The following is a 19,769-nucleotide window of genomic DNA, read 5'->3' as shown; positions in this document are numbered from 1 at the left end:
CGTTGCCGGCGCCGGATTCTCATCCCGCAGTGCTGGTTCTGATGTTGCAAAGCAGCATCAGCCCTTCTTGGTCAGCAGCAGATTGCCGCGCGACTTGATCGCCGCCTGCGCCACTTCCGCAAATCGTTGCAGCAGCCAGGGCAACGTCACCTCGACCCGGACGCTATCCTCGGAAACATCCACATGGCCGGAGGCCGCCTGCCCCATCGCGCGAACGCGGAAGATCATACGGTCGCCCTCCCAGCGTTCTTCATCGACCTTGAGGACCGGCACCGACGTCGCAGCCTTGGTCAGCCCGGTCTTGAGACGGCGACAGGCTTCCTCGCGTCCAAGGCGATGCGGGATCGAGACGACGAGCGGTGCAGACATCGGTATTTCCTCCAAGGCGACGAACTCATCCAACGCATGTAAGCGCGGACCGTGCCAATAAAACCCTCGACGCATTCGGGTTTCGTCAGTGGAACCTTAGCGATGATCGGGCGTTTTTGTCGCATGAAGGCAGAGGAGTCCATGCCGCCTGCCAGGCTGAGGAGAGTTTCATGTCTATCGGTACAATCATTCTTATCATTCTCGTCATCGCTCTGCTCGGCGGCTTTTCCGGCATCGGCGGCGGCTCGTTCTACGGCACCGGCGTCTATGGCGGCGGCGGTCTCGGCTTGGTCATCGTGATCCTGCTGATCCTCCTGCTGCTCGGCAAGCTGTAAGCTCAGGATTTGAGAAAGCGCGCGGTCCGGAAACGGGCCGCGCGTTTTTTTGTTTGTAGCCCGGATGGCAATCCGGGGCCGACGATTCCAAAAAGACCGCCTTCCCCGGATTGTCATCCGGGCTACATCAGCCCAGCTTCCTGATCGCCGGCTTCAGCGGCTTGGCGGCATCATCGTAACCCTCCCAGGCCGTGGTCTTTTTCAGCAGCGCCGGCACGGTCCGGATGGTGAACTTCTTCGGATCGAGATCGCTGCGTAGCTGCGCCCAGGTCAGCGGCATCGAGACCGTGGCGCCGTCGCGCGCGCGCGGCGACAGCACGGCAACGGCGGTCGACATCCGGTCGTTGCGCAGATAGTCGAGGAAGATCTTTCCGCCGCGCAACTTCTTCGACATGTTGATCAAATAGCGATCGGGATGATCTCTGACCATCGCCTGGCAGACGCCCTGCGCGAACGCCTTGGCGACCTTCCAGTCGACCTTGTCCCTGGCGCCATGGGCCAATGGCGTCACGACGTGCAGGCCCTTGCCGCCGGTGCTCTTGCAGAAGCTTTCGAGCCCGAACGCCGTCAGCCGCTCGCGCATCTCGCGCGCGGCAACCATCACCGCGGAGAATTCTACGTCCGGTGCGGGATCGAGATCGAACACCAGCCGGCCCGGAATTTCCGGCGCGTCCGGCGCGCAATTCCACGGGTGCAATTCCAGCCCGCCGATCTGCGCCACCGCGGCCAGTCCCTCGACGCGGTCGATCTGCAGATAGGGTTTGCGGTCGCCGGAGACTTTTACCAGCTCCAGCAGGTTCGACGTGCCCGGCATCGCGTGGCGCTGGAAGAACATCTGGTCGCCCTTGATGCCATCTGGCGCACGGACGATCGAACACGGCCGACCCTTGAGGTAACCGATCATCCAGCCGCCCACCGCCTCGAAATACTCAGCGAGGTCACGCTTGGTCACCGGCTCGCCGTCGAAGGCGTCCGGCCACAACTCCTTGTCCGGCTTGGAGATCGCCACGCCCATCACGGTCGCGCTGCCGCTCGACGTCTTTTTGGCAGGCGCCGCCTTCTTCGCAGGGCGCCGCTTCGGCTCGGCGAGTTCGGTTTTCTTCGGCGTCTCGGCCTCGACCTCCTCGGCCGGCTTGTCCTGACGCAGGCCCTTGAACGAGGCCTGGCGCACCATGCCGGCGCCGGTGAAGCCGGCGAACTCAATCTCCGCGACCAGCTCGGGCTTCAGCCAGTGCACCTCGCGGCCGCCGGGCGGCGTCTCCTTGCCGCCGAACGGGCTCTGCCTGGCCGCGGCCTTTTTCAGGGCCGGCATGATGGCCTTCACCTTATCGGCGCCGAAGCCGGTGCCGACCACGCCGACATAGGCCAGATGATCGCCGCGGTGCACGCCGACCATCAGCGAGCGGAATTGGCCGTTGTTGCTCTTCCAGGCGCCGATCACCACTTCATGCCCGGCGCGGCACTTGGCCTTGGTCCAGTTCTCGGAGCGGCCGGATTGATACGGCGCCGCCAATTTCTTGGAGACGATGCCTTCCAGCGACAGCTTGCAGGCCGACTGCAGGATGGCGTCGCCGCCGGTCTCGAAGTGATCGACGTAACGGATCAGGCCTTCCTTGCGCTTGCCGCGCGCGGTCTCCAGCAGCACCTTGAGACGCTCTTTGCGTTCCTCCAGCCGCAGCTTTCGCAGGTCTTCGCCGTCGGCGAACAACAGGTCGAAGACGAAGAAGATCAGCGTGTCGGTCTTGCCGTCCGACAGGGCCGCCTGCAATGCCGCGAAGTCCGGTGCGCCGTTGGAATCCAGCCCGACGATCTCGCCATCGATGATGGCATCCGGCAGGCCGGCGGCCTCTTTCGCAATGGCCTGGAATTTGTCGGTCCAGTCGAGGCCCTTGCGGGTCTTCAGCGTGGCGCGGCCGCCCTCGACGCGGAGCTGCACGCGGTAGCCGTCGAACTTGATCTCGTGCGCCCAGCCCGAGGCCGAAGTCGGCCGATCCACGATCGCGCAGAGCTGCGGCGCGACGAAGCCGGGCATTTCGGCGACATTCTTCGTTGCGGATTTTGCGGCGGTCTTCTTTGCGACTTTCTTCGCCGGCGCCTTCTTCGCCGCGGCGACATCGGCCTTGGTATTCACCGTCTGGCTGGCGCGCTCGTCGGCGGCCATCCCGTGATTGGAATCCCAGACGGCATCAGCCTTGGGCTTGGCGGCCTTGCCGGTCATGAACGGTTTGGGCGCCTTGCCGCGGCCGGCGGCGATCTCGGCCATCGAGCGCCCCGAGGCCACCGAGGCGTCGCCGTCCAGGAGCTTATTGGCCTTGCCCTCTTTGACGAACTCGTCGCGGTGCTTGATCAGCAGCCAGTTGGTGCGCTTGCCGCCGCTACGATCGTGCTTCATGCGGACCAGCACGAAGCCGCCATGCAGCTTTTCGCCGTCCAGCGTGAATTTCAGGTCGCCGTTCTTGAAACCCTTCTCCGGGTCTTCCGATTCCCAATAGCCACGGTCCCACAGCTGCACCGTGCCGCCGCCATATTGGCCCTTCGGGATGGTGCCTTCGAAGTCGCCATAGTCCAGCGGGTGGTCCTCGACCTCGACCGCGAGGCGCTTGTCGGCGGGATCGAGCGACGGGCCGCGCGTCACCGCCCAGGACTTGAACACGCCGTCGAATTCCAGCCGCAAATCGTAGTGCAGCCTCGTTGCATCGTGCTTCTGGATCACGAAGCGGCGGCGCTTCGAGGGTGCCACCGCCGTCTCGCCGGAAGGCTCCCGGGTCTGCTCGAAGTCGCGCTTCTTGCGGTAAAGGGAGAGTTGCTTGTCGACCACGGAAGACCCCACTGCTACCACCCGGCGCGTTCCGCGCCAGGAACCAAAACCGGCAATTGCCGTTGAAGTTCCAAGTTTAACCCGCCTGCGCCGCATGGCGATGGGTGACCTGTTTCAGTACCCGAGTTGGAGGACGTTCGATGGCCCCGCCCCGCGCCTACTGGAAAGGCTCCCTGAAGCTCTCTCTCGTGACCTGCCCCGTGGTTCTGTACCCGGCCTCGACGACCGTTGAGAAAACCCGTTTCCACATGATTAACAAGGAAACCGGCAACCGGCTGAAGCAGCAGATGATCGACGCCGAGACCGGCGACATCGTCGAGAAGGAGCAGAAGGCGCGCGGCTACGAGGTATCCAAGGGCGAATACATCGAGATCGCCAAGGAAGAACTCGACGAGGTCCAGATCGAGAGCAACCACACGATCAATATCGACAGCTTCGTGCCGCGCGACGAGATCGACAAGCGCTATCTCAACAATCCGTACTACATCGCGCCCGACGGCAAGGCCGGCATGGATGCTTTCGCGGTGATCCGCGACGCCATGAAGGACAAGGACCGCGTGGCGCTGGCCCGGATCGTGCTGACCAACCGCGAGCATATCATCGCCATCGAACCGCTCGGCCAGGGCCTGATCGGCACGACGCTGCGCTACCCTTACGAGGTGCGCGACGAGGAAGACTATTTCGAGGACATCAAGAGCCCGAAGATTTCCAAGGACATGATCGACCTCGCGGCGCATATCCTCGACAGCAAGGCCTCGCATTTCGATCCCTCGAAATTCGAGGACCACTACGAGAATGCGCTGAAGAAGCTGGTCGAGAGCAAGGTCTCCGGCAAGCCGGCGAAGGCGGCCGACAAGGAACAGCGGCCCGACAATGTCATCAGCCTGATGGACGCGCTGCAGCAAAGTCTGAAGGGCGGCAAGGGATCGGCGAAGGCGTCTGCAAAAGAGGCGTCTGCAAAGGAGGCGCCAGCCAAGCCTGCACCGGCGAAAAAGGCCGCGGCTTCACGCGCCCGGCCCGCCAAGAAGGCCGCGCACCGCTCCTCCGCACGCCAGCGCAAGGCGAGCTGATGCTGAAGTCGGTAATCCTGGCGGCAGGCTTGCTGTCATTGTCCGCGCCGACCTGTTCACAAACGTTGGAGAAACCGGAGTGCAGCAAAACCAGTATCGAAAGTCTTGAGGAGAAGGTCGTCAAGATGAAGGACGGCCGCAACAAGCAGACCGCAGCGAGCGAGATCGCGACGGCGAAAGACATGCTGGCCAAGGGTCAGATCGACGATTGTCAGACGGCACTGCTGAAGGCGACGGTGCAGACGAAGTAGACCAGTCAGCCTGCAGTATTCTCCGCAGTTATCGGATACCTGCTGTCGTCCTGCGAAAGCGGGGACCCGTAGACCCGGCAGCGCGCGGAATGCAGCAACTGGCTATACGTCTTCGACCGGTGGCCAAAATTAAGCTTGGCAAAAGGCGATGGTCCCGTCGCATGACATGTCCCGCGGGCAGCGCACTTATGGCGCGCCTATATCTGAGCACTCTGGCCTGTCTCGTTTTCAAATGGCGAGGGGCTCATCTTGCAGGTGCGGTCGTGATCGAGACCGCACCAAGCGAGATCCAGCCATGCAAGCCCTTCGAACCCTTCACGACCTCACCGCCGACCAGGCGTTTGCCGACACACCGACGCCCACGGCGGCGCTGTTCAACGAGTTGATCGCGACCGCCTGCCAAGGCGGCGATCCGATGCGACAGGCCGTGCCGGTCGCCTGCCTCAAGCGCCTGATTGCGGCCCGCGCCTGGAACGACGCGGCGCTGGCCCTGCTGGCGCTGCAACTGCCGGACTGGCAGCTGCGCCGCCTCGCTTTCGACGACGGCGAATGGCACTGTGCGCTGTCGCGTGCCAGCGCGATGCCGGAATGGCTCGACACGGCGAGCGAGTCGCACCACCCGAACATGGCGCTGGCCATCCTCCGTGCCCTTGTCGCGGCTGCTGCCGACACCGCGCCGTCGCGGCTTGCCGCCGTCCCGGCCTCCAATCCCAGCGACGCCGCCTTCGAGCCGATGCTGTGCGAAAATTTCGCCTGACCGGCCACCGCGTCGCCTCTCCCTTCATCCCTTCCAGGAGACTTCTCGTGGACTTCGTTGAACCTCCCTCATGTTGCACCTCCCTCGTTCTGATCGGCCGCAACAGCCGCGGCCAATGGGTCGCTCAGGAGCAGAATGGCCTGTTTGGCGGCCTGTTCGCGCATCGCGCCGATGCCGTGCGTTACGCGCTGTTTGAAAACGGCCGTCACCCGGAAGCCATTATCGCCATCGGCTGCGTGCTCGAGCTCGATATGGCGGCGAAGCCGCACGTCGCCGTCATGGCCGAGGCCGCGGCGCCTGAAGCCAGGTCGCGCGCGGCCTGAGCCATTTTCAATGACCTCATCAATCGACCATTCGTGGCTGGGCGGCGCCATCGCCGACCTGCCGACGCCGTTCGACGCCAATGGCAGTCTCGACCTCCCCGCTCTGGCGCGGTTGTCCGAACGGCAGATTGCCGCCGGCGCCACCGCCCTGCTGGTCGGCGAGACCATGGGCGAGATGCCCACGCTGACCGCCGCCGAGCATGACACGCTGGTCCGCACGGCGGTGGCGACAGCACGCGGTCGCATCCGGGTGATCGCCGGCGCCGGATCCAACGCCACCGCACAGGCCATCGCGCTGGCGCAACAGGCCGAGCACGCCGGCGCCGACGCGATCCTCTGCGTCGTGCCGTACTACAACAAGCCGACCCAGGCCGGCATTGCCGCGCATTTCCGGGCCATCGCGGCGGCGACGTCGCTGCCGATCATCGTGCACGATGCGCCCGGCCGCACGATGCGACCGCTGGCCGACGACACGCTGGTGCAGTTGGCGGAGTCGGCGCAATTTATCGGCCTGTGCGACGGCAGCGGCGACATCAGTCGCCCGCTGCGGCTGCGCGGCAGACTGCCGCGCAGCTTTGTTTTGCTGTCCGGGCACGCGGACACCGCGATCCCGTTCCTGTTCTACGCCGGCGACGGTTGCATTTCCGCGATCACCGGAATTGCGCCAGCGTTGATGCGCGAGATGCACCTGGCGTGCCGGCAGTGCGAAGTGATCGGGGCCACCGAACTGATGGACCGGCTTGCGCCGCTGGGCGACGTGCTGGCGCAAGATCCAACTCCGGCATCGCTCAAATACGCGCTCAGCCTGCTGCAATTGTCGCGCTTGCGGCTGCCGATGGTGGAGCCGAGCAGCACGGAAAAAAAAGCCATCGCGGAGGCAATGGCGATCGCATTGGGGCCGTAGATCGTAGCCCGGATGAGCGAAGCGACATGCGGGGATGGCGTTCATAGCGAAAAGCCGGTCCCGGATATCGCTTCGCTCATCCGGGCTACGGCTATCACTTCTGTTCGTGCTTGCCGGCCTGCTTCTCGCGACACTTCGGACCGGGGCCGCGCATGTAATGCGCCTCGCGCCGGTAGCCAACCGGCGCATCCCACAGCGAGCGCAGAAGCTTCAGCAATGCCCCGGCGTACTTGCTGTAGGAACCGATCCGCGAAAAAATCGCGGCCGAACGATCCCGGCTCATGTCGCGCTCCGATCGTTGCGGCAGGGCGTTGGGATGCGAATGCCATGCTGCGCCAGGTCGCGGTGCGCGCGGCGCATCTTGTCGGCCACCAGCGCCACGCGCAGCGCAGCACAGAAACCCCTGACGTGATTGACCGCGTGGCGCGCCGCCACCAGCAGCCGCTTCCAGTGCATGTCGCCGGAATGGTGGACGATCGGCGCCTGGTTGCGGTTGATCAGCCAGGAACGGTAGGCGTCGTCGCCCGAAAAATCGTGAAGCTGGTGGTCGCGTGAATAGAACATCGTCGTGGTCCGTCTTCCATATCCGCCGCGCGCGAGAGGCGCGACGTTGCAGGGAAGATGCGGAGAACGGCATATGAAATCGAGACGGGCCGCAGCGCAGGCTCATAGCCGCGGCATAAAAACGCCGCGGCAGGCATTGGCCCGCCGCGGCGCGTTGCACGATTCACGATCAGAAAATCCGGACCGCGTTCTGCAGCGTGATCCAGATGCCCCAGGCCAGCGGGATGCCGACGAAGGCCCAGAACGCGGCGGCAGTGGCGTCGAGGCCGCCCTTGCCGATGCCGTAGGCGCCGCCGCTGACGGTCGCGGCTGCGGCCCCCTTGGCCTGCAGCTTGGCGACCTCCTCCGGCTTCATGAAGCGCTCCGCGGGCAGCGGGCGGATCAGGAAGTTGCAGATCAGGCCGAGCACCAGCATGCCGGCGAGGATGTACATCGTGAAATCGTAGACCCGCGCCTGCGGAACGCCGGCGCTGATCTGGAATTCACGGATGTAGTTCACGACCACCGGGCCGATGATGCCCGCGGTCGCCCACGCCGTCAGCAGCCGGCCGTGGATGGCGCCGACGAACTGGGTACCGAAGATGTCCGCCAGATACGCCGGGATGGTCGCGAAGCCGCCGCCATACATCGACAGGATGATGCACAGCGCCGCCACGAACAGCACCTTGCTGCCCATCGCCGCGAAGGTCGGCACCAGCGCGTAGAGCACGATGCCGATGATGAAGAACGCGTAGTAGGTGTTCTTGCGGCCGATCTTGTCCGACAGCGACGCCCAGAAGAAGCGGCCGCCGATGTTGAACAGCGAGATCAGGCCGGTGAAGCCGGCGGCGATCGCGGCGATCGCCGTCTTCTGCTCCGGCGTGAGCGATGCGAACGGCACGTTCGGCAGGCCGATCAAAGCGCCTGCAAAGATTTCCTGCAGCATCGGCGAGGCCATGCCGATGACGCCGATGCCGGCGGAGACGTTGAGGCAGAGCACGCCCCAGATCAGCCAGAACTGCCGGGTCTGGTGCGCGTGGCGCAGATGGACGTGGCCGTTGGTGATCATCGCATCGGCCTTGACCGGCGGCGTCCAGCCTGCGGGCCCCCAGTTCGGCGGCGTGATGCGATAGGAGAACGCGCCGATCGTCATGAACACGAAGTAGATCAAGCCCATGACCAAAAAGGTTTCCCAGACGCCGGGATTGGTCGGGGTCTTGAAATAGGTCAGCAGCAGATTGGCCAGCGGCGCGCCGATCATCGCGCCGCCGCCGAAGCCCATGATCGCCATGCCGGTCGCCATGCCCCGGCGATCCGGGAACCACTTGACCAGCGTCGATACCGGCGAGATGTAGCCGAGCCCGAGGCCGATGCCGCCGATCACGCCGCAGCCGATCCACAACAACCAGAGTTGATGCGTGTAGACGCCGAGCGCGCCGAGCACGAGGCCGCCGCACCAGCACAGCGCCGAGACGAATCCGGCCTTGCGCGGGCCGACGCGCTCGAGCCAGCCGCCCCAGATCGCGGCGGAGACGCCGAGCAGCACGAAGAACAAGGTGTACATCCAGCCGAGGCTCGCCACGCGCCAGTGGTGGTGAACAGCTCGGTGAAGATCGTCATATCGGCGCAGACTTTCGGCGCGTTGCCGCCGATCATGCGCGACAGCGGCAGCCAGAACACGCTGAAGCCATAGGCCATGCCGATGCACAGATGGATGCAGAGCGCCGCCGGCGGCACCAGCCAGCGGTTGAAACCGGCGGTCGCGATGATGCGCTCGCGTTCGAAAATACCGGGTCTGTTGCCGGACACAGTTCCGGCACTACCAATCGTCGTCATGCAGCCTCCCATGCGGCCATCTCCGTGAGATGGCCGGCGTTGTCGCCAGTGATGGATGTGGGTTGGCATTCCCCGCGGCTCGTCGACGTGAATCGCCGACGCCGCTCATCTGACCATCAAATGGCCAGAACACTGCGCGTGAGTCGATAGTAAGAAAGTCTGACTCGATGGATTTTCTTCAACGATTTCCGCCGCATCGCAGCAATTTTAATCGCGATCGCCTATCATGCGATTGGATTTTTCGATGATAAAGATCATGGTCTCGTCGCGACGTTCCGAACGATCGATGCGATCGCCGGCCTGCTGCACCATCGCGGGAATATCGATCACTGCCATCGGATCGGTGCAGTGCACTTCGAGCCGTTCGCCGGGCGAAAGCCGCAGCAAGGCCTTGCGCGTCCGCAGCGCCGGCAGCGGGCATTTCAGGCCGGTGAGATCGAGTAGGGTCGTCGTCATGATACAAGTGTCTTTTGGTCCGTCTGGCGGCGTTATAGCCGCGCCCTTGCAAATGTCCTATGCAGCGCGAATGAGTGCGCATGACATTCCCACGCCGGCCGTGATCCTCGCCGGCGGCCTCGCCCGCCGGATGGGCGGCGGCGACAAGCCGATGCGCGCCATCGCCGGGCGCCCGCTGCTGCAGCGCGTGATCGACCGGCTGGCGCCGCAATGCGACGGCGTGATCCTCAACGCCAATGGCGATGCCGGGCGCTTTGGAGCCTTCGGCCTGCCGGTGATCGCCGACAGCGTCGCCGACTTCCCCGGCCCGCTCGCCGGCGTTCTGGCGGCGCTGGACTGGGCCGCGCTGAACCGGCCGGAGGTGCGCTGGATGCTGAGCGCGCCGGGCGACTGCCCGTTCCTGCCGCGCGATCTCACAGCACGGCTGCACGCGGCGCGGATGGCGGAGAATGCGCAACTCGCCGTCGCGGCCTCCGCCGGGCACTCGCATCCGGTGATCGGGCTGTGGGGCGTGGCGTTGCGCGACGAGCTGCGGCACGCGCTGGTCGAAGAGGACGTCCGCAAGGTCGGTCGCTTCACGGCGCGCTACGCTCTGGCAACGGTGGAATGGCCGGCGGTGCCGCTCGATCCGTTCTTCAATGCCAACACGATCGACGACCTCGCGGAAGCCGAGCGGTTGGCCGCGCTCGACGGCGGCTGAGGCTGCGCGACGACGCCGGCCGGCCGTCATGACGCCCCTCCTCTGCCCGTGACCGCCGCGCGCCGCGTGAGCTGCATCTGCGTGTAGACCTGCTCGGTGAGTTCGCGGTCGCGCGCCGGCGACACCTGGAACAGCAGCAGCGGCGCGCAGATCGGCGCGCGCCACAGGCAGCGCCGGGCGCGGCGGCATTTGCGGCTCGGGCAATAGAGCGCGCCACGATTGGCATCGCAGATCTGGCGATCGACCTCGCACTGCGCCGCCGCCCAGTCGGCTTCGCGCTGCTGCTGCAGCATCCGTTCCTGGCGCTCGCGCGCGGCGTCTTGCAGATGTCCGACGTCCCATAATGTCGTCATGTCGCTGGCTCCCTGCTGAAAGCGTGCCGTCGTCCGGGCACGCCATCGCGTTGCCCGCAAAAATGTTTGCGTGAAGGTCTGATCCGCGAGCCTCCCGAACGAGGGGAGGCGGAGCGCCGAAAGGCGCGCCTTGGTCGAGTGGCCGCAACCGATCCCCGACGAATCGGAGATAGCTGCGGAAACGCCTTTCGACGCTCCACCGTGGCGATTTATGTCCCCGGGACCGTGCTTCCGGGACAGCTTCCGGCAGGATTTCCCTGCCTTTCCCTGTCCACGTCCAGCCGACAAAGTGCGGCAGACCCCCGTAGTGGGGCCGGACGGCGACCCGGAGCCTCCCGAGTGCGCGAGGTGACGTCCACCCCGCGCCCGCAGGCGCCACCGCCCCACCCCCACTTCCTGGCGTCCCGGGAAACGCCCCTCAACGGGATGAGGTAAATAGGCTTATAATCTTTGATAGGAATTCGGTCAATACGAAAAGTTCATCGTCTTTCTGTCGTCCCGGCGAACGCCGGGACCCATACACGCCGAGCTTCCGGTGAGGCGCCGTCGGCGACCGTCCTTCCGCAACATTTCTGCACGGCGTATGGGTCCCGGCTTGCGCTCGCAGGCTCGCTTGCCGGGACGACAGCGGTTATGTGGCGAGCGCGTCGTTGCATTGCTCGAACCACCGCCGCGTTCTACACTGCGCTATCAAGCGGCCGCAGTGCCGCGGTTCCGGGAGGCCACCTTCATGCACGTCACACGACTGTCCATTCTCAGCGCCGTCGCGCTCGCTTTGCTCAGTTCCGCCGCCTCCGCGCAACTGTCCGACGAAATCGTCAAGATCGGCGTGCTGACCGACATGAACGGCCCGGCCTCGACGCCGTCCGGCCAGGGCTCGGTGACCGCGGCGCAGATGGCGGTGGAGGATTTTGGCGGCAGCGTGCTGGGCAAACCCATCTCGGTCATCGTCGGCGACCACCAGTTGAAGCCGGACATCGGCGCCGCGCTCGCGCGGCGCTGGTACGATATCGATCAGGTCGATCTGATCGTCGACGTGCCGGTCTCGGCGGTCGGGCTTGCGGTGCAGAACGTCGCCAACGACAGAAAGCGGCTGTTCATCACCCACTCCACCGGCGCTGCGGATTTCCACGGCAAGTTCTGCTCGCCCTACACGATGCAATGGGTGTTCGACACCCGCGCACTCGCGGTCGGCACCGCGCAGGAAGTGGTGAAGCGCGGCGGCGACTCCTGGTACTTCATCACAGACGATATTGCGTTTGGCCACGCGCTGGAGCGCGACGCCTCCGCCGTGATCAACAAGGCCGGCGCGAAAATTCTCGGCGCGGCACGGCCGCCGTTCGGCACCTCGGACATGTCGTCCTTCGTGCTGCAGGCGCAGGCCTCGAAAGCGAAGATCACCGGCATCGCCGGCGGGCCGCCGAACAACATCAACGAGATCAAGACCGCCGGCGAATTCGGCATCTTCAAGGGCGGCCAGCAGATGGCCGCCCTGCTGGCGCTGATCACCGACATCGACTCGCTGGGGCTGCAAACCGCGCAGGGCCTGCTGCTGACCACCGCGTTCTACTGGGACATGGACGACCAGACGCGCGCCTGGTCGAAGCGCTTTTTCGACAAGATGAAGCGGATGCCGACGATGTGGCAGGCCGGGGTATATTCCTCGGTGATGGTGTATCTCAACGCCATCAAGGAAGCCGGCACCGACGAGCCGCTGAAAGTGGCCGCCAAAATGCGCGAGAAGCCGATCGAGGACTTTTTCGCCCGCAACGGAAGACTGCGCGAGGACGGGCTGATGGTGCACGATTTGATGCTGGTGCAGGTGAAGTCGCCGGAGGAATCGAAATATCCGTGGGACTACTACAAGATCCTGGCAAAAATCTCCGGAGACGAGGCGTTCGGCCCGCCCGATCCGGCGTGCGGGCTGGGGAAGAAGTAGCGCGCATAGCATCAGCGACGCGCTTCTTCCTTCTCCCCCGCGCGAAGCGAAGCTTCGCTAGGTGGGAGAAGGTGGCGCGGACGAAGTCCGCGACGGATGAGGGGTTTCTTGGCGACAGAGCTTGTGGCTACCCCTCACCCGTCCGCGCTATCGCGCGGCCACCCTCTCCCACAAGGGGAGAGGGAAGGAAGAGCTACTTCACCAGTCCGATCTCGCGAAAATAACGTAGCACGCCGGGATGAATCAACTCCTCGCGCGGCGCCGCGGCCACGGTGTTCGACGCGGTCGTCTCGGCGGCCTGCGGCAGTTTCGCGGCAAAGGTCGCTTCCGCGCCGTGCAGCGTCTTCGCCAGCCGGTAGGCTGTGTCGTCGGGCAGGTCTTCCCGCGTCAGGATGTAGCTCCACGAGCCGAGTGAGGCGATCGGCACCGGCTGGTGCGGATAGGAATGGGCACCGACCAGCAGCGGCTTGAGGAAGACATGTTTGGCGCGGATCTGCGCGATCTCGGCGGCGTCCGGCGCGATGAAGCGCGCGCCGCCCGCGCTCTCCGCCATCGTGCGAAAACCCGGCCAGCCGATCCCCGCGCCCCACAGCGCCGCCACGCGGCCATCCTGCACCATGGCCGGGCCGTCGCCGGCGCGGTCGAGATAGACCGCCGCAAAATCCTCGTCCTGCTTCAACCCGAGACCGTCCAGCACATAGCGCGACAGGATCACGAGGCCGGACCCCTTGGCGCCGAACGCGACCTTCCGGCCGACCAGATCGCGGATGGTCCGGTACGGGCTGTCGGCGCGGACCACGAACATGCCGGGGTTGGAATAGATCGCGGTGAGGATCTTCAGCCGGGTTGGCGCGCGGCCGATGCCGGCGAACGCCTCATAAGCGGGCTCGCCGGCGACCAATGCGATATCGAGCGCGCCCTGCTCGAGCAGCGGGATGTTCTCGGCGCTGCCCTCCGTGTTGCGCGTGGCGATGGCGAGGGTCGGGTCGGCCCCGTTCATCGCCTCGGCGAAGGCGTCGCCATAGAGCGGAAAGCCGCCGCCCGGCGTCGCCGTGCCCATCCGGATCGGGGTCGTCATCGGCTTTGCTCCATCCTGTGCCGCCGCGGTGCCCGCGATCAGCGCAACCAGGCAAGCCAGTGCAACAATTTTCATATCGGTTTCCAGACCATCGGCGACAGCCTACGCTTGTAGGCAAATCCGTCGATCTATGAAAGCATGGCGGTATCAGGCAAGCCCTGAGCCTTGCCACCCGGCCACGCTGATGGCGGAATATCCTGGAGGATCAATGACTGTTTTCTGGCGCGCAGCAATGCTGTGCCTGCTCTGCCTCGCCACCGCGCCCGCTTCCGCGGCGGACTACCCCACCAAGCCGGTACGCCTGCTTGTCGGCTTCGCCGCCGGCGGCCCCTCCGACATTGTCGCGCGAATCATGACGCAATGGCTGTCGGAGCATTTCGGCCAGCAGTTCATCGTGGAAAATCGCGGCGGCTCCGGCGGCAACCTCGCCGCCGCAGCAACGGTGACCGCACCGGCGGATGGCTACACCCTGCTTTACGTGGCGCCGAACAACGCCATTTCCGCCTCGCTGTACAAAAAACTGTCCTATGACTTCCTCCGCGACACCGTGCCGGTGGCCAGCCTGATGCAGTTTCCCAACATGCTGGTGGTCGCCAACGCGATGCCGGTGAAGACCGTTCAGGAGTTCATCGACTACTGCAAGGCCAATCCCGGCAAGATCTCCTATGCCTCGTCGGGCAACGGCACGTCGGTGCACATGTCGGCGGAATTGTTCAAGGCGATGACCAAATGCGACATGGTGCACGTGCCCTATCGCGGTTCGGCGATCGCCTTTCCCGACATCATTTCCAACAAGGTGCAGTTGATCTTTGAGAACCTGCCCACCGCGCTGGAGCAGGCGCGCGGCGGCAACGTGCGCGCCATCGGCGTGACCACGCCGCAGCGCTGGCCGGGCCTGCCGGACATCCCGGCGATCGCCGAGACCGTGCCCGGCTTCGAATCGGTGGGCTTCTACGGCGTCGCCGCGCCCAAAGGCACGCCGCCCGAGATCGTCGAGACGCTCAACAAGGCGATCAATCTGGCGCTGAAGGATCCGAAGCTGGCGGCCCGGCTCGCCGAGGTCGGTGGACTGCCGAAACCGATGTCGCCGGCCGAGTTCGGCCAGCTGGTCGCCAGCGAGACGGAGAAATGGCGCAAGGTGGTCGAGTTCGCCAAAGTATCGGTGGACTGAGGCACCCCGGGCGGCGCGGCAGGGCTGCCGCGCCGCCCAAAGGCGTCAGACGCTGATCGCGACCAGCGCCGGCACCAGCGACGACGTCGCGGCGCCCACGACCAGATAGGTCGCCGCCAGAAACAGCAGGAAGCCCAGGAAAAACAGGCCGAAGAAGATCATCGACAGCCGCTTGGCGAAGCCGGAAATGCCGGTCAGGCCAAGGCCGCCGGCCAGCAACGAGATCACGAGACAGATGATGGCCCAGCGCAGCATGGTGCATTCCCCAGTTGGTTCGGCAGTGCAACGTGAGGCCCGGCGCAAAGTTCCCGCCGGGGAACGATTGCCGGATCGCAGCCGGACCTGTATGGGGATCAGGCACCGCAGCGCACGCGCCCGGCGGGGCCTGTAGCTCAATGGTTAGAGCCGACCGCTCATAACGGTCTGGTTGCAGGTTCGAGTCCTGCCGGGCCCACCAATGATTTCAGGCGTTTCTGTCTCATAAGTGTAGCGGTCAGACCGAGCCGCCTCAGTTACCGCCACACTTTCGATGCTGATCTGTTCGCCTCTTGATCTCAGCCCGCCTGCCAAACGCTTGCCAAATCCGGGTTTCGTGAGAGAATCGGCGCAATGGATGACACTGCACCCAACCATTTCACCGCCCTTCAGCCTCGGCCCGTCTCCGGATGGCCTCTCCGGGCGCTCTGTGACTTCGATACGGCCTCACCTCACTTTTTTGGTCATGTGCTGACGGCATCCGATTTGAAGCGGCAGTGCGTCTTTTCAGCCTTAGCAGAGATTGAGCAAAACGCTCGGACCCTCGCAGGGGCTCTCGGAGCGGCCTCTGGCGTCCAGGGCCGCGATCCGCTCGCCCAATCGGCCCGCTCGTTGGTTCTGCTGAAGCCTGCTCAAGTCCTCAGGGCAATCTACAACAGCGTTCCTGATGCCTTGCTCGGGACGCTGAAGCGGGTTGGACCCGACCCTTTCAGTCGGCTCGGGCTTTATCGGGACCTCTTCCGCCTTTTCGCTGAGCCTGAGGAACGCGAGCGAGCCGACCTCATCCGGCAGTTTCCAGGCAAGCTAACAGAGGAGCGGCTGGAGATCGCTCTCGCTCTCGATTCGGCGCTCCTCCATCAGCGGGTATTTGAGCGTGTGACTGACCTGGACGGCGCTGAGCAGGCGAACGCGGCGGTCCGCCTGATCCGAGCGACCGTCTCGACCGCCACGACTGCGGAACTGCGGCGGTCGGTTGCCGTGTTGCCCCAGGTTATTGGACTGTCAACCTGGGCGGCATCCTGGCTCCGGAGGCTTGACCGGCCGCTCGCGGCACCACCGGCTCTGAGCGATCCCGACCTCACCGTACTCGGCGTGGCCGACCTTCGAGCGGCGTCGATGCAGCTACGAAACTGTCTTCGCGAACGGGTACTTCACGTGGCGACCGGCCGAGACTGTTACGTTGTCTCGACTGCCTCGCCGGGTGCTGTCGCTGAACTGCGCCGTACCTCTGACGGCCGATGGGTGCTGTTTGACATGTGGGGACCGGGCAATGATCGCCCGGATCAGAACGTTGCGGATGAGATGCGCGGCAAGCTGGAAGCCGCTGGCGTCGTCTCGCTTGCGGCAGCGGTCCCAGAAGCCCACCTGGAGCCGCTGGCTGAGTTCTTTGGCACTTTCGATCTTGTAAGCGGTTGGCCGCCCCCAAGACGAGCCCGGAACCGGCTCCAAGCCATTCAGGAGGCCGCGTGAGCGTTTTCCCGACGCCCCGGCTTCCCTAGTCCGGCTCAGCTATCCGCCCTCTCCATGCCTCAGCAGAGCCTTGTAGAACGGCTCAGGGAGGCCGAGCGCCGATGCATTGTAGCCGAGCAGGAGCTTGAGCGAGTCAGTCGCGAAAGCGAAGCTGAAGCGAAAATCGCTGCCTCGGCTATCGCTCGGCTGAGCGCTGCTTTGAACAAGCAAAGGGAACGGGCAGACGAGTTCGAGCAGATCATGGGCGCGATGGGCCGCGAATTTGCCATCTTGAACGCTACCGCGACCACGTTGGCTGAGCGCGCAGGGGTCCGGCCAGCAGATTTGGTGGACCTTAAAAGCATGTGGGCGAAAGCCGCCGCCGATCCTGATCACGCGGCTGTTGGGCTGCATCAATCAGCACCCGACTTCCTCGTCAGGGCAGCCCGTACTGCCTTCCGGAAAGCTCACCACCCCGACACCAAGCCGGAGAACGAGAAGCCTGCGGCTGAAACGATGTTTAAGCGGAAGGAAGCAGCGTTTGATCACCTGTTCCGAATGCGACGTCTGTGGGGGTGATCTCGTACCGATGCAAGAGCGGGAGCACGCCTGCGGTCATCCTCTCGGTCGCTCGGCTTGTGTTTGGGGCAAGGGTCGCCGCGACTCGAATGTTATCGAAATTCTTGATGCAGATCGGGGTGTTCTGTATTGGGTTCTACATCGGTTACGTGGCGATCACCCGGAAGGCGAGAATTTAAGATGCGGGTACCCGCCTTTCTAGCCTACGTTCGGACTTCGAATACAGATTGACTTAGTAAATGGGCATCCCCGGTACCCACGACAGCACGCTCGTTGCACTCTCCGTCCTGATCGCGGCTGCTGCTTCCTACACAGCCCTCGATCTCGCCGGGCGTATTCGCGCCTGCTCCGGCTGGTCCTGCCATGCGTGGCTCGCCACCGCTGCTGTGGCCATGGGAGGTGGCATCTGGTCGATGCATTTCGTCGCCATGCTCGCTTTCAGCATGCCGGGAATGGAAGTGAACTACGACCTCGGTCTGACCGCCGTCTCCCTTGTGGCACCGATTCTCGTCACCGGTGCCGCTTTCTATGTGGTCAACCGGCAAGACACCGGAACCGTCGCGCTTGCTCTTAGCGGTCTCTTTATGGGCCTTGGCATCGTAGCGATGCACTACATCGGCATGTCGGCAATGCGGATGCCAGCCGATCTTCGCTACGACAAACTGTGGGTGGTTATCTCAGCCCTAATCGCCATTGGCGCGTCCACGGTCGCGCTGTTCCTAGCCTTCCGACGTGCCAACGTCGGTACAAAGGCGGCAGCGTCCGTCGCTATGGGTCTTGCCGTCTCGGGAATGCACTACGCCGCAATGCAGGGGGCCGTCTTTACCGTTCACGGGCACACGGACGGCGGACACGAGATGGCGAGCATAGGCCAGACCCGTCTGGCCGTGGCTGTGGCCGCAACAACATTCTTGATCCTGTTTTTTGCGCTCGTCGCTGCCATGTTCGACCGTCGTTTTGCCGGGCTGGCAGAGCGGGAGGCCGGGGCGCTTCGACAGAGTGAGGAGCGCTTCAGGCTGCTGCTAAAGAGCGTCACCGACTACGCGATCTTCATGCTCGACACGGAAGGGCGCGTTGCTAACTGGAACGCGGGAGCAGAGCGGATCAAAGGCTACAGCGCGGATGAAATTGTCGGCGCGCACTTCTCACAGTTCTACACCCCCGAGGAAATAGCCAATAAGGTCCCTGCCCGTGCGCTGGAGACGGCTGCTCGCGAGGGCAAATTTGAGGCCGAGGGCTGGCGCGTTCGCAAGGACGGCACCCAGTTCTGGGCCAGCGTCGTAATCGATCCCGTCAAGGACGATCAAGGTAACCTGATCGGGTATGCCAAAGTGACGCGTGACATCACTGAGCGCAAAGCGTCTCAGGATGCATTGCAGCAGGCACAGATGGCGCTTCTTCAAGCCCAGAAGATGGAGGCTGTGGGCCAATTGACGGGTGGGGTCGCGCATGACTTCAACAACCTACTCATGGCGGCGCTCGGTAGTTTAGAACTACTGCGAAAACGCATGCCCGATGATCCAAAGCTTCTTCGCCTCCTAGACAACGCGGTGCAGGCTGCTCAGCGAGGTGCGAGCCTGACCCAGCGAATGCTGGCCTTTGCGCGTCGCCAAGACCTCAAGCCTACGCCAGTCGATGTGCCTGATCTTGTTCACGGGATGACAGACATGTTACAACGAACAATTGGACCTACGATTCAAATCGAGACGCACTTCCCCTTGGGTCTGGCACGAGCGCTGATTGACGCAAACCAGCTTGAACTCGCGCTGTTGAATCTCGCCGTGAATGCGCGAGATGCGATGCCGGAAGGTGGCACGATCACTATTTCCGGACGCGAGGCCGCTGATGAGTCCGACGTGAGTGGGCTTGAAGCAGCGCGGCGGTACGTTTGTCTTTCGGTCACCGATACAGGCGAGGGGATGGACGCCAGAACCGTCGCCAAGGCCATGGAGCCATTCTTCACCACCAAAGGCGTTGGAAAGGGAACTGGGCTCGGTCTCTCGATGATCCACGGTCTAGCGGAGCAATCAGGTGGGCGGCTAATCCTCCATAGCAAAGAGGGCGTCGGCACCACGGCTGAGATTTGGTTGCCCGTTGCAGAGGCAAGCCAAGACGCGTTTCGACCTTTATTGGAAATACGTCCCCCAGCCATTCGGGGTCGTGCCCTTTCGGTCCTCGTCGTAGACGATGACCCGCTTGTGCTGCAAAACGTTGGGGCGATGCTGGAGGACTTAGGGCATCGCGTCTCCGAAGTACCATCGGGCGCGGACGCTCTTCGCATGCTGCAAAGTGAGAGCGGGATCGATCTCGTCCTGACGGATCACGTCATGCCGGGAATGACGGGCCTTGAACTCGTGAACGCGATTCGGGAGAGGTGGCCAAGCATTCGGGTCGTGCTGGCAACTGGCTATTCTCAGCTAGACGACATTTCAGGGGCGAGAGGGGGGACGCTTGTGAAGCCGTTCACGCAGCAGGCGCTTCAGGAAGCGATCAGCCTTACCATGTCTGAGAAAGACCACGCGAGCACAGTGTTGCCGTTCCGCTCTCCAAAAGCGTGATCTCACGTCCGAGTCTGATCTCAAA

The 19,769-nt window shown here is 64.0% G+C and carries 20 protein-coding genes, 1 tRNA gene and 1 pseudogene; 13 read left to right on the top strand and 9 right to left on the bottom strand.

The window, feature by feature from the left end; all coding sequences use genetic code 11:
* Positions 1 to 57 precede the first annotated feature (57 nt).
* Positions 58 to 369 (bottom strand): polyhydroxyalkanoic acid system family protein, encoded by a 312-nt coding sequence (locus FNL56_RS09890; RefSeq protein WP_143572546.1) that lies wholly within the window; start codon positions 367 to 369, stop codon positions 58 to 60.
* Between the two features lie 170 nt (positions 370 to 539).
* On the opposite strand from FNL56_RS09890, the gene FNL56_RS09885 reads away from it, so the two are divergent.
* On the top strand, positions 540 to 704 hold the full coding sequence (locus FNL56_RS09885) for a DUF3309 family protein (protein ID WP_143572545.1): 165 nt from the start codon (positions 540 to 542) through the stop codon (positions 702 to 704).
* A 127-nt stretch (positions 705 to 831) separates the two neighbouring features.
* On the opposite strand, the gene ligD is transcribed toward FNL56_RS09885, so the two are convergent.
* On the bottom strand, positions 832 to 3,522 hold the full coding sequence (gene ligD / locus FNL56_RS09880) for a DNA ligase D (protein WP_246661642.1): 2,691 nt from the start codon (positions 3,520 to 3,522) through the stop codon (positions 832 to 834).
* A gap of 140 nt (positions 3,523 to 3,662) precedes the next feature.
* Here ligD and ku point away from each other — a divergent pair, with 140 nt between their 5' ends.
* From ku to dapA, 5 genes are all read left to right on the top strand, one after another.
* Positions 3,663 to 4,592 (top strand): non-homologous end joining protein Ku, encoded by a 930-nt coding sequence (gene ku, locus FNL56_RS09875; RefSeq protein ID WP_143572543.1) that lies wholly within the window; start codon positions 3,663 to 3,665, stop codon positions 4,590 to 4,592.
* Positions 4,592 to 4,843 (top strand): hypothetical protein, encoded by a 252-nt coding sequence (locus tag FNL56_RS09870; protein ID WP_143572542.1) that lies wholly within the window; start codon positions 4,592 to 4,594, stop codon positions 4,841 to 4,843. The genes ku and FNL56_RS09870 overlap by 1 nt, the downstream gene beginning before the upstream one ends.
* 295 nt (positions 4,844 to 5,138) lie before the next feature.
* Positions 5,139 to 5,600 carry a hypothetical protein gene (locus tag FNL56_RS09865; protein ID WP_143572541.1) on the top strand — a complete coding sequence of 154 codons (462 nt, stop codon included), beginning with the start codon at positions 5,139 to 5,141 and terminating at the stop codon, positions 5,598 to 5,600.
* A gap of 47 nt (positions 5,601 to 5,647) precedes the next feature.
* Positions 5,648 to 5,923 carry a hypothetical protein gene (locus tag FNL56_RS09860; protein WP_143572540.1) on the top strand — a complete coding sequence of 92 codons (276 nt, stop codon included), beginning with the start codon at positions 5,648 to 5,650 and terminating at the stop codon, positions 5,921 to 5,923.
* A 10-nt stretch (positions 5,924 to 5,933) separates the two neighbouring features.
* Positions 5,934 to 6,827: a 4-hydroxy-tetrahydrodipicolinate synthase gene (dapA, locus tag FNL56_RS09855; protein WP_143572539.1), complete on the top strand. Its 894-nt coding sequence runs from the start codon at positions 5,934 to 5,936 to the stop codon at positions 6,825 to 6,827.
* Positions 6,828 to 6,921: 94 nt separating this feature from the next.
* On the opposite strand, the gene FNL56_RS09850 is transcribed toward dapA, so the two are convergent.
* The 4 genes and pseudogenes from FNL56_RS09850 to FNL56_RS09835 form a co-directional block, all read right to left on the bottom strand.
* Complete coding sequence (locus FNL56_RS09850; RefSeq protein ID WP_143572538.1) at positions 6,922 to 7,110, bottom strand: hypothetical protein; 189 nt, start codon at positions 7,108 to 7,110, stop codon at positions 6,922 to 6,924.
* Entirely contained in the window at positions 7,107 to 7,391 is a 285-nt protein-coding gene (locus FNL56_RS09845) for a hypothetical protein (RefSeq protein WP_143572537.1), read from the bottom strand. The genes FNL56_RS09850 and FNL56_RS09845 overlap by 4 nt, the downstream gene beginning before the upstream one ends.
* Positions 7,392 to 7,560: 169 nt before the next feature.
* Positions 7,561 to 9,206: pseudogene (locus FNL56_RS09840) on the bottom strand (OFA family MFS transporter).
* Positions 9,207 to 9,413: 207 nt separating this feature from the next.
* On the bottom strand, positions 9,414 to 9,662 hold the full coding sequence (locus FNL56_RS09835) for a sulfurtransferase TusA family protein (RefSeq protein WP_143572535.1): 249 nt from the start codon (positions 9,660 to 9,662) through the stop codon (positions 9,414 to 9,416).
* A gap of 70 nt (positions 9,663 to 9,732) precedes the next feature.
* Here FNL56_RS09835 and mobA point away from each other — a divergent pair, with 70 nt between their 5' ends.
* Positions 9,733 to 10,362 carry a molybdenum cofactor guanylyltransferase MobA gene (gene mobA, locus FNL56_RS09830; protein WP_143581975.1) on the top strand — a complete coding sequence of 210 codons (630 nt, stop codon included), beginning with the start codon at positions 9,733 to 9,735 and terminating at the stop codon, positions 10,360 to 10,362.
* A 26-nt stretch (positions 10,363 to 10,388) separates the two neighbouring features.
* On the opposite strand, the gene FNL56_RS09825 is transcribed toward mobA, so the two are convergent.
* Positions 10,389 to 10,715 (bottom strand): hypothetical protein, encoded by a 327-nt coding sequence (locus FNL56_RS09825; RefSeq protein ID WP_143572533.1) that lies wholly within the window; start codon positions 10,713 to 10,715, stop codon positions 10,389 to 10,391.
* A gap of 730 nt (positions 10,716 to 11,445) precedes the next feature.
* On the opposite strand from FNL56_RS09825, the gene FNL56_RS09820 reads away from it, so the two are divergent.
* A complete protein-coding gene (locus FNL56_RS09820) occupies positions 11,446 to 12,654 on the top strand; it encodes an ABC transporter substrate-binding protein (RefSeq protein ID WP_143581974.1) in 1,209 nt (402 codons plus the stop codon).
* A gap of 193 nt (positions 12,655 to 12,847) precedes the next feature.
* Here the strand turns inward: FNL56_RS09820 and FNL56_RS09815 are convergent, their stop codons facing one another.
* The gene (locus FNL56_RS09815) at positions 12,848 to 13,807 is read right to left on the bottom strand and encodes a TAXI family TRAP transporter solute-binding subunit (RefSeq protein ID WP_143572531.1); all 960 of its coding nucleotides are present in this window, start codon (positions 13,805 to 13,807) and stop codon (positions 12,848 to 12,850) included.
* Positions 13,808 to 13,940: 133 nt separating this feature from the next.
* On the opposite strand from FNL56_RS09815, the gene FNL56_RS09810 reads away from it, so the two are divergent.
* On the top strand, positions 13,941 to 14,903 hold the full coding sequence (locus FNL56_RS09810) for a Bug family tripartite tricarboxylate transporter substrate binding protein (RefSeq protein WP_168202895.1): 963 nt from the start codon (positions 13,941 to 13,943) through the stop codon (positions 14,901 to 14,903).
* A gap of 45 nt (positions 14,904 to 14,948) precedes the next feature.
* Here the strand turns inward: FNL56_RS09810 and FNL56_RS28355 are convergent, their stop codons facing one another.
* The gene (locus FNL56_RS28355) at positions 14,949 to 15,158 is read right to left on the bottom strand and encodes a DUF1328 domain-containing protein (protein WP_143572529.1); all 210 of its coding nucleotides are present in this window, start codon (positions 15,156 to 15,158) and stop codon (positions 14,949 to 14,951) included.
* Between the two features lie 126 nt (positions 15,159 to 15,284).
* On the opposite strand from FNL56_RS28355, the gene FNL56_RS09800 reads away from it, so the two are divergent.
* The 4 genes from FNL56_RS09800 (at position 15,285) to FNL56_RS09785 (ending at position 19,744) form a co-directional block, all read left to right on the top strand.
* A tRNA-Ile gene (locus FNL56_RS09800) sits at positions 15,285 to 15,360 on the top strand.
* 152 nt (positions 15,361 to 15,512) lie between these two features.
* Positions 15,513 to 16,628, top strand: a complete 1,116-nt coding sequence (locus FNL56_RS09795; protein ID WP_143581973.1) for a hypothetical protein — start codon at positions 15,513 to 15,515, stop codon at positions 16,626 to 16,628.
* A 54-nt stretch (positions 16,629 to 16,682) separates the two neighbouring features.
* On the top strand, positions 16,683 to 17,186 hold the full coding sequence (locus tag FNL56_RS09790) for a hypothetical protein (protein ID WP_143581972.1): 504 nt from the start codon (positions 16,683 to 16,685) through the stop codon (positions 17,184 to 17,186).
* Positions 17,187 to 17,425: 239 nt separating this feature from the next.
* Complete coding sequence (locus FNL56_RS09785; RefSeq protein ID WP_143578859.1) at positions 17,426 to 19,744, top strand: MHYT domain-containing protein; 2,319 nt, start codon at positions 17,426 to 17,428, stop codon at positions 19,742 to 19,744.
* Positions 19,745 to 19,769: the final 25 nt, after the last annotated feature.

It is taken from the genome of Tardiphaga sp. vice304, from assembly GCF_007018905.1.
GTDB lineage: Bacteria > Pseudomonadota > Alphaproteobacteria > Rhizobiales > Xanthobacteraceae > Tardiphaga.
This window is presented reverse-complemented; position numbering and strand designations above follow the sequence as displayed.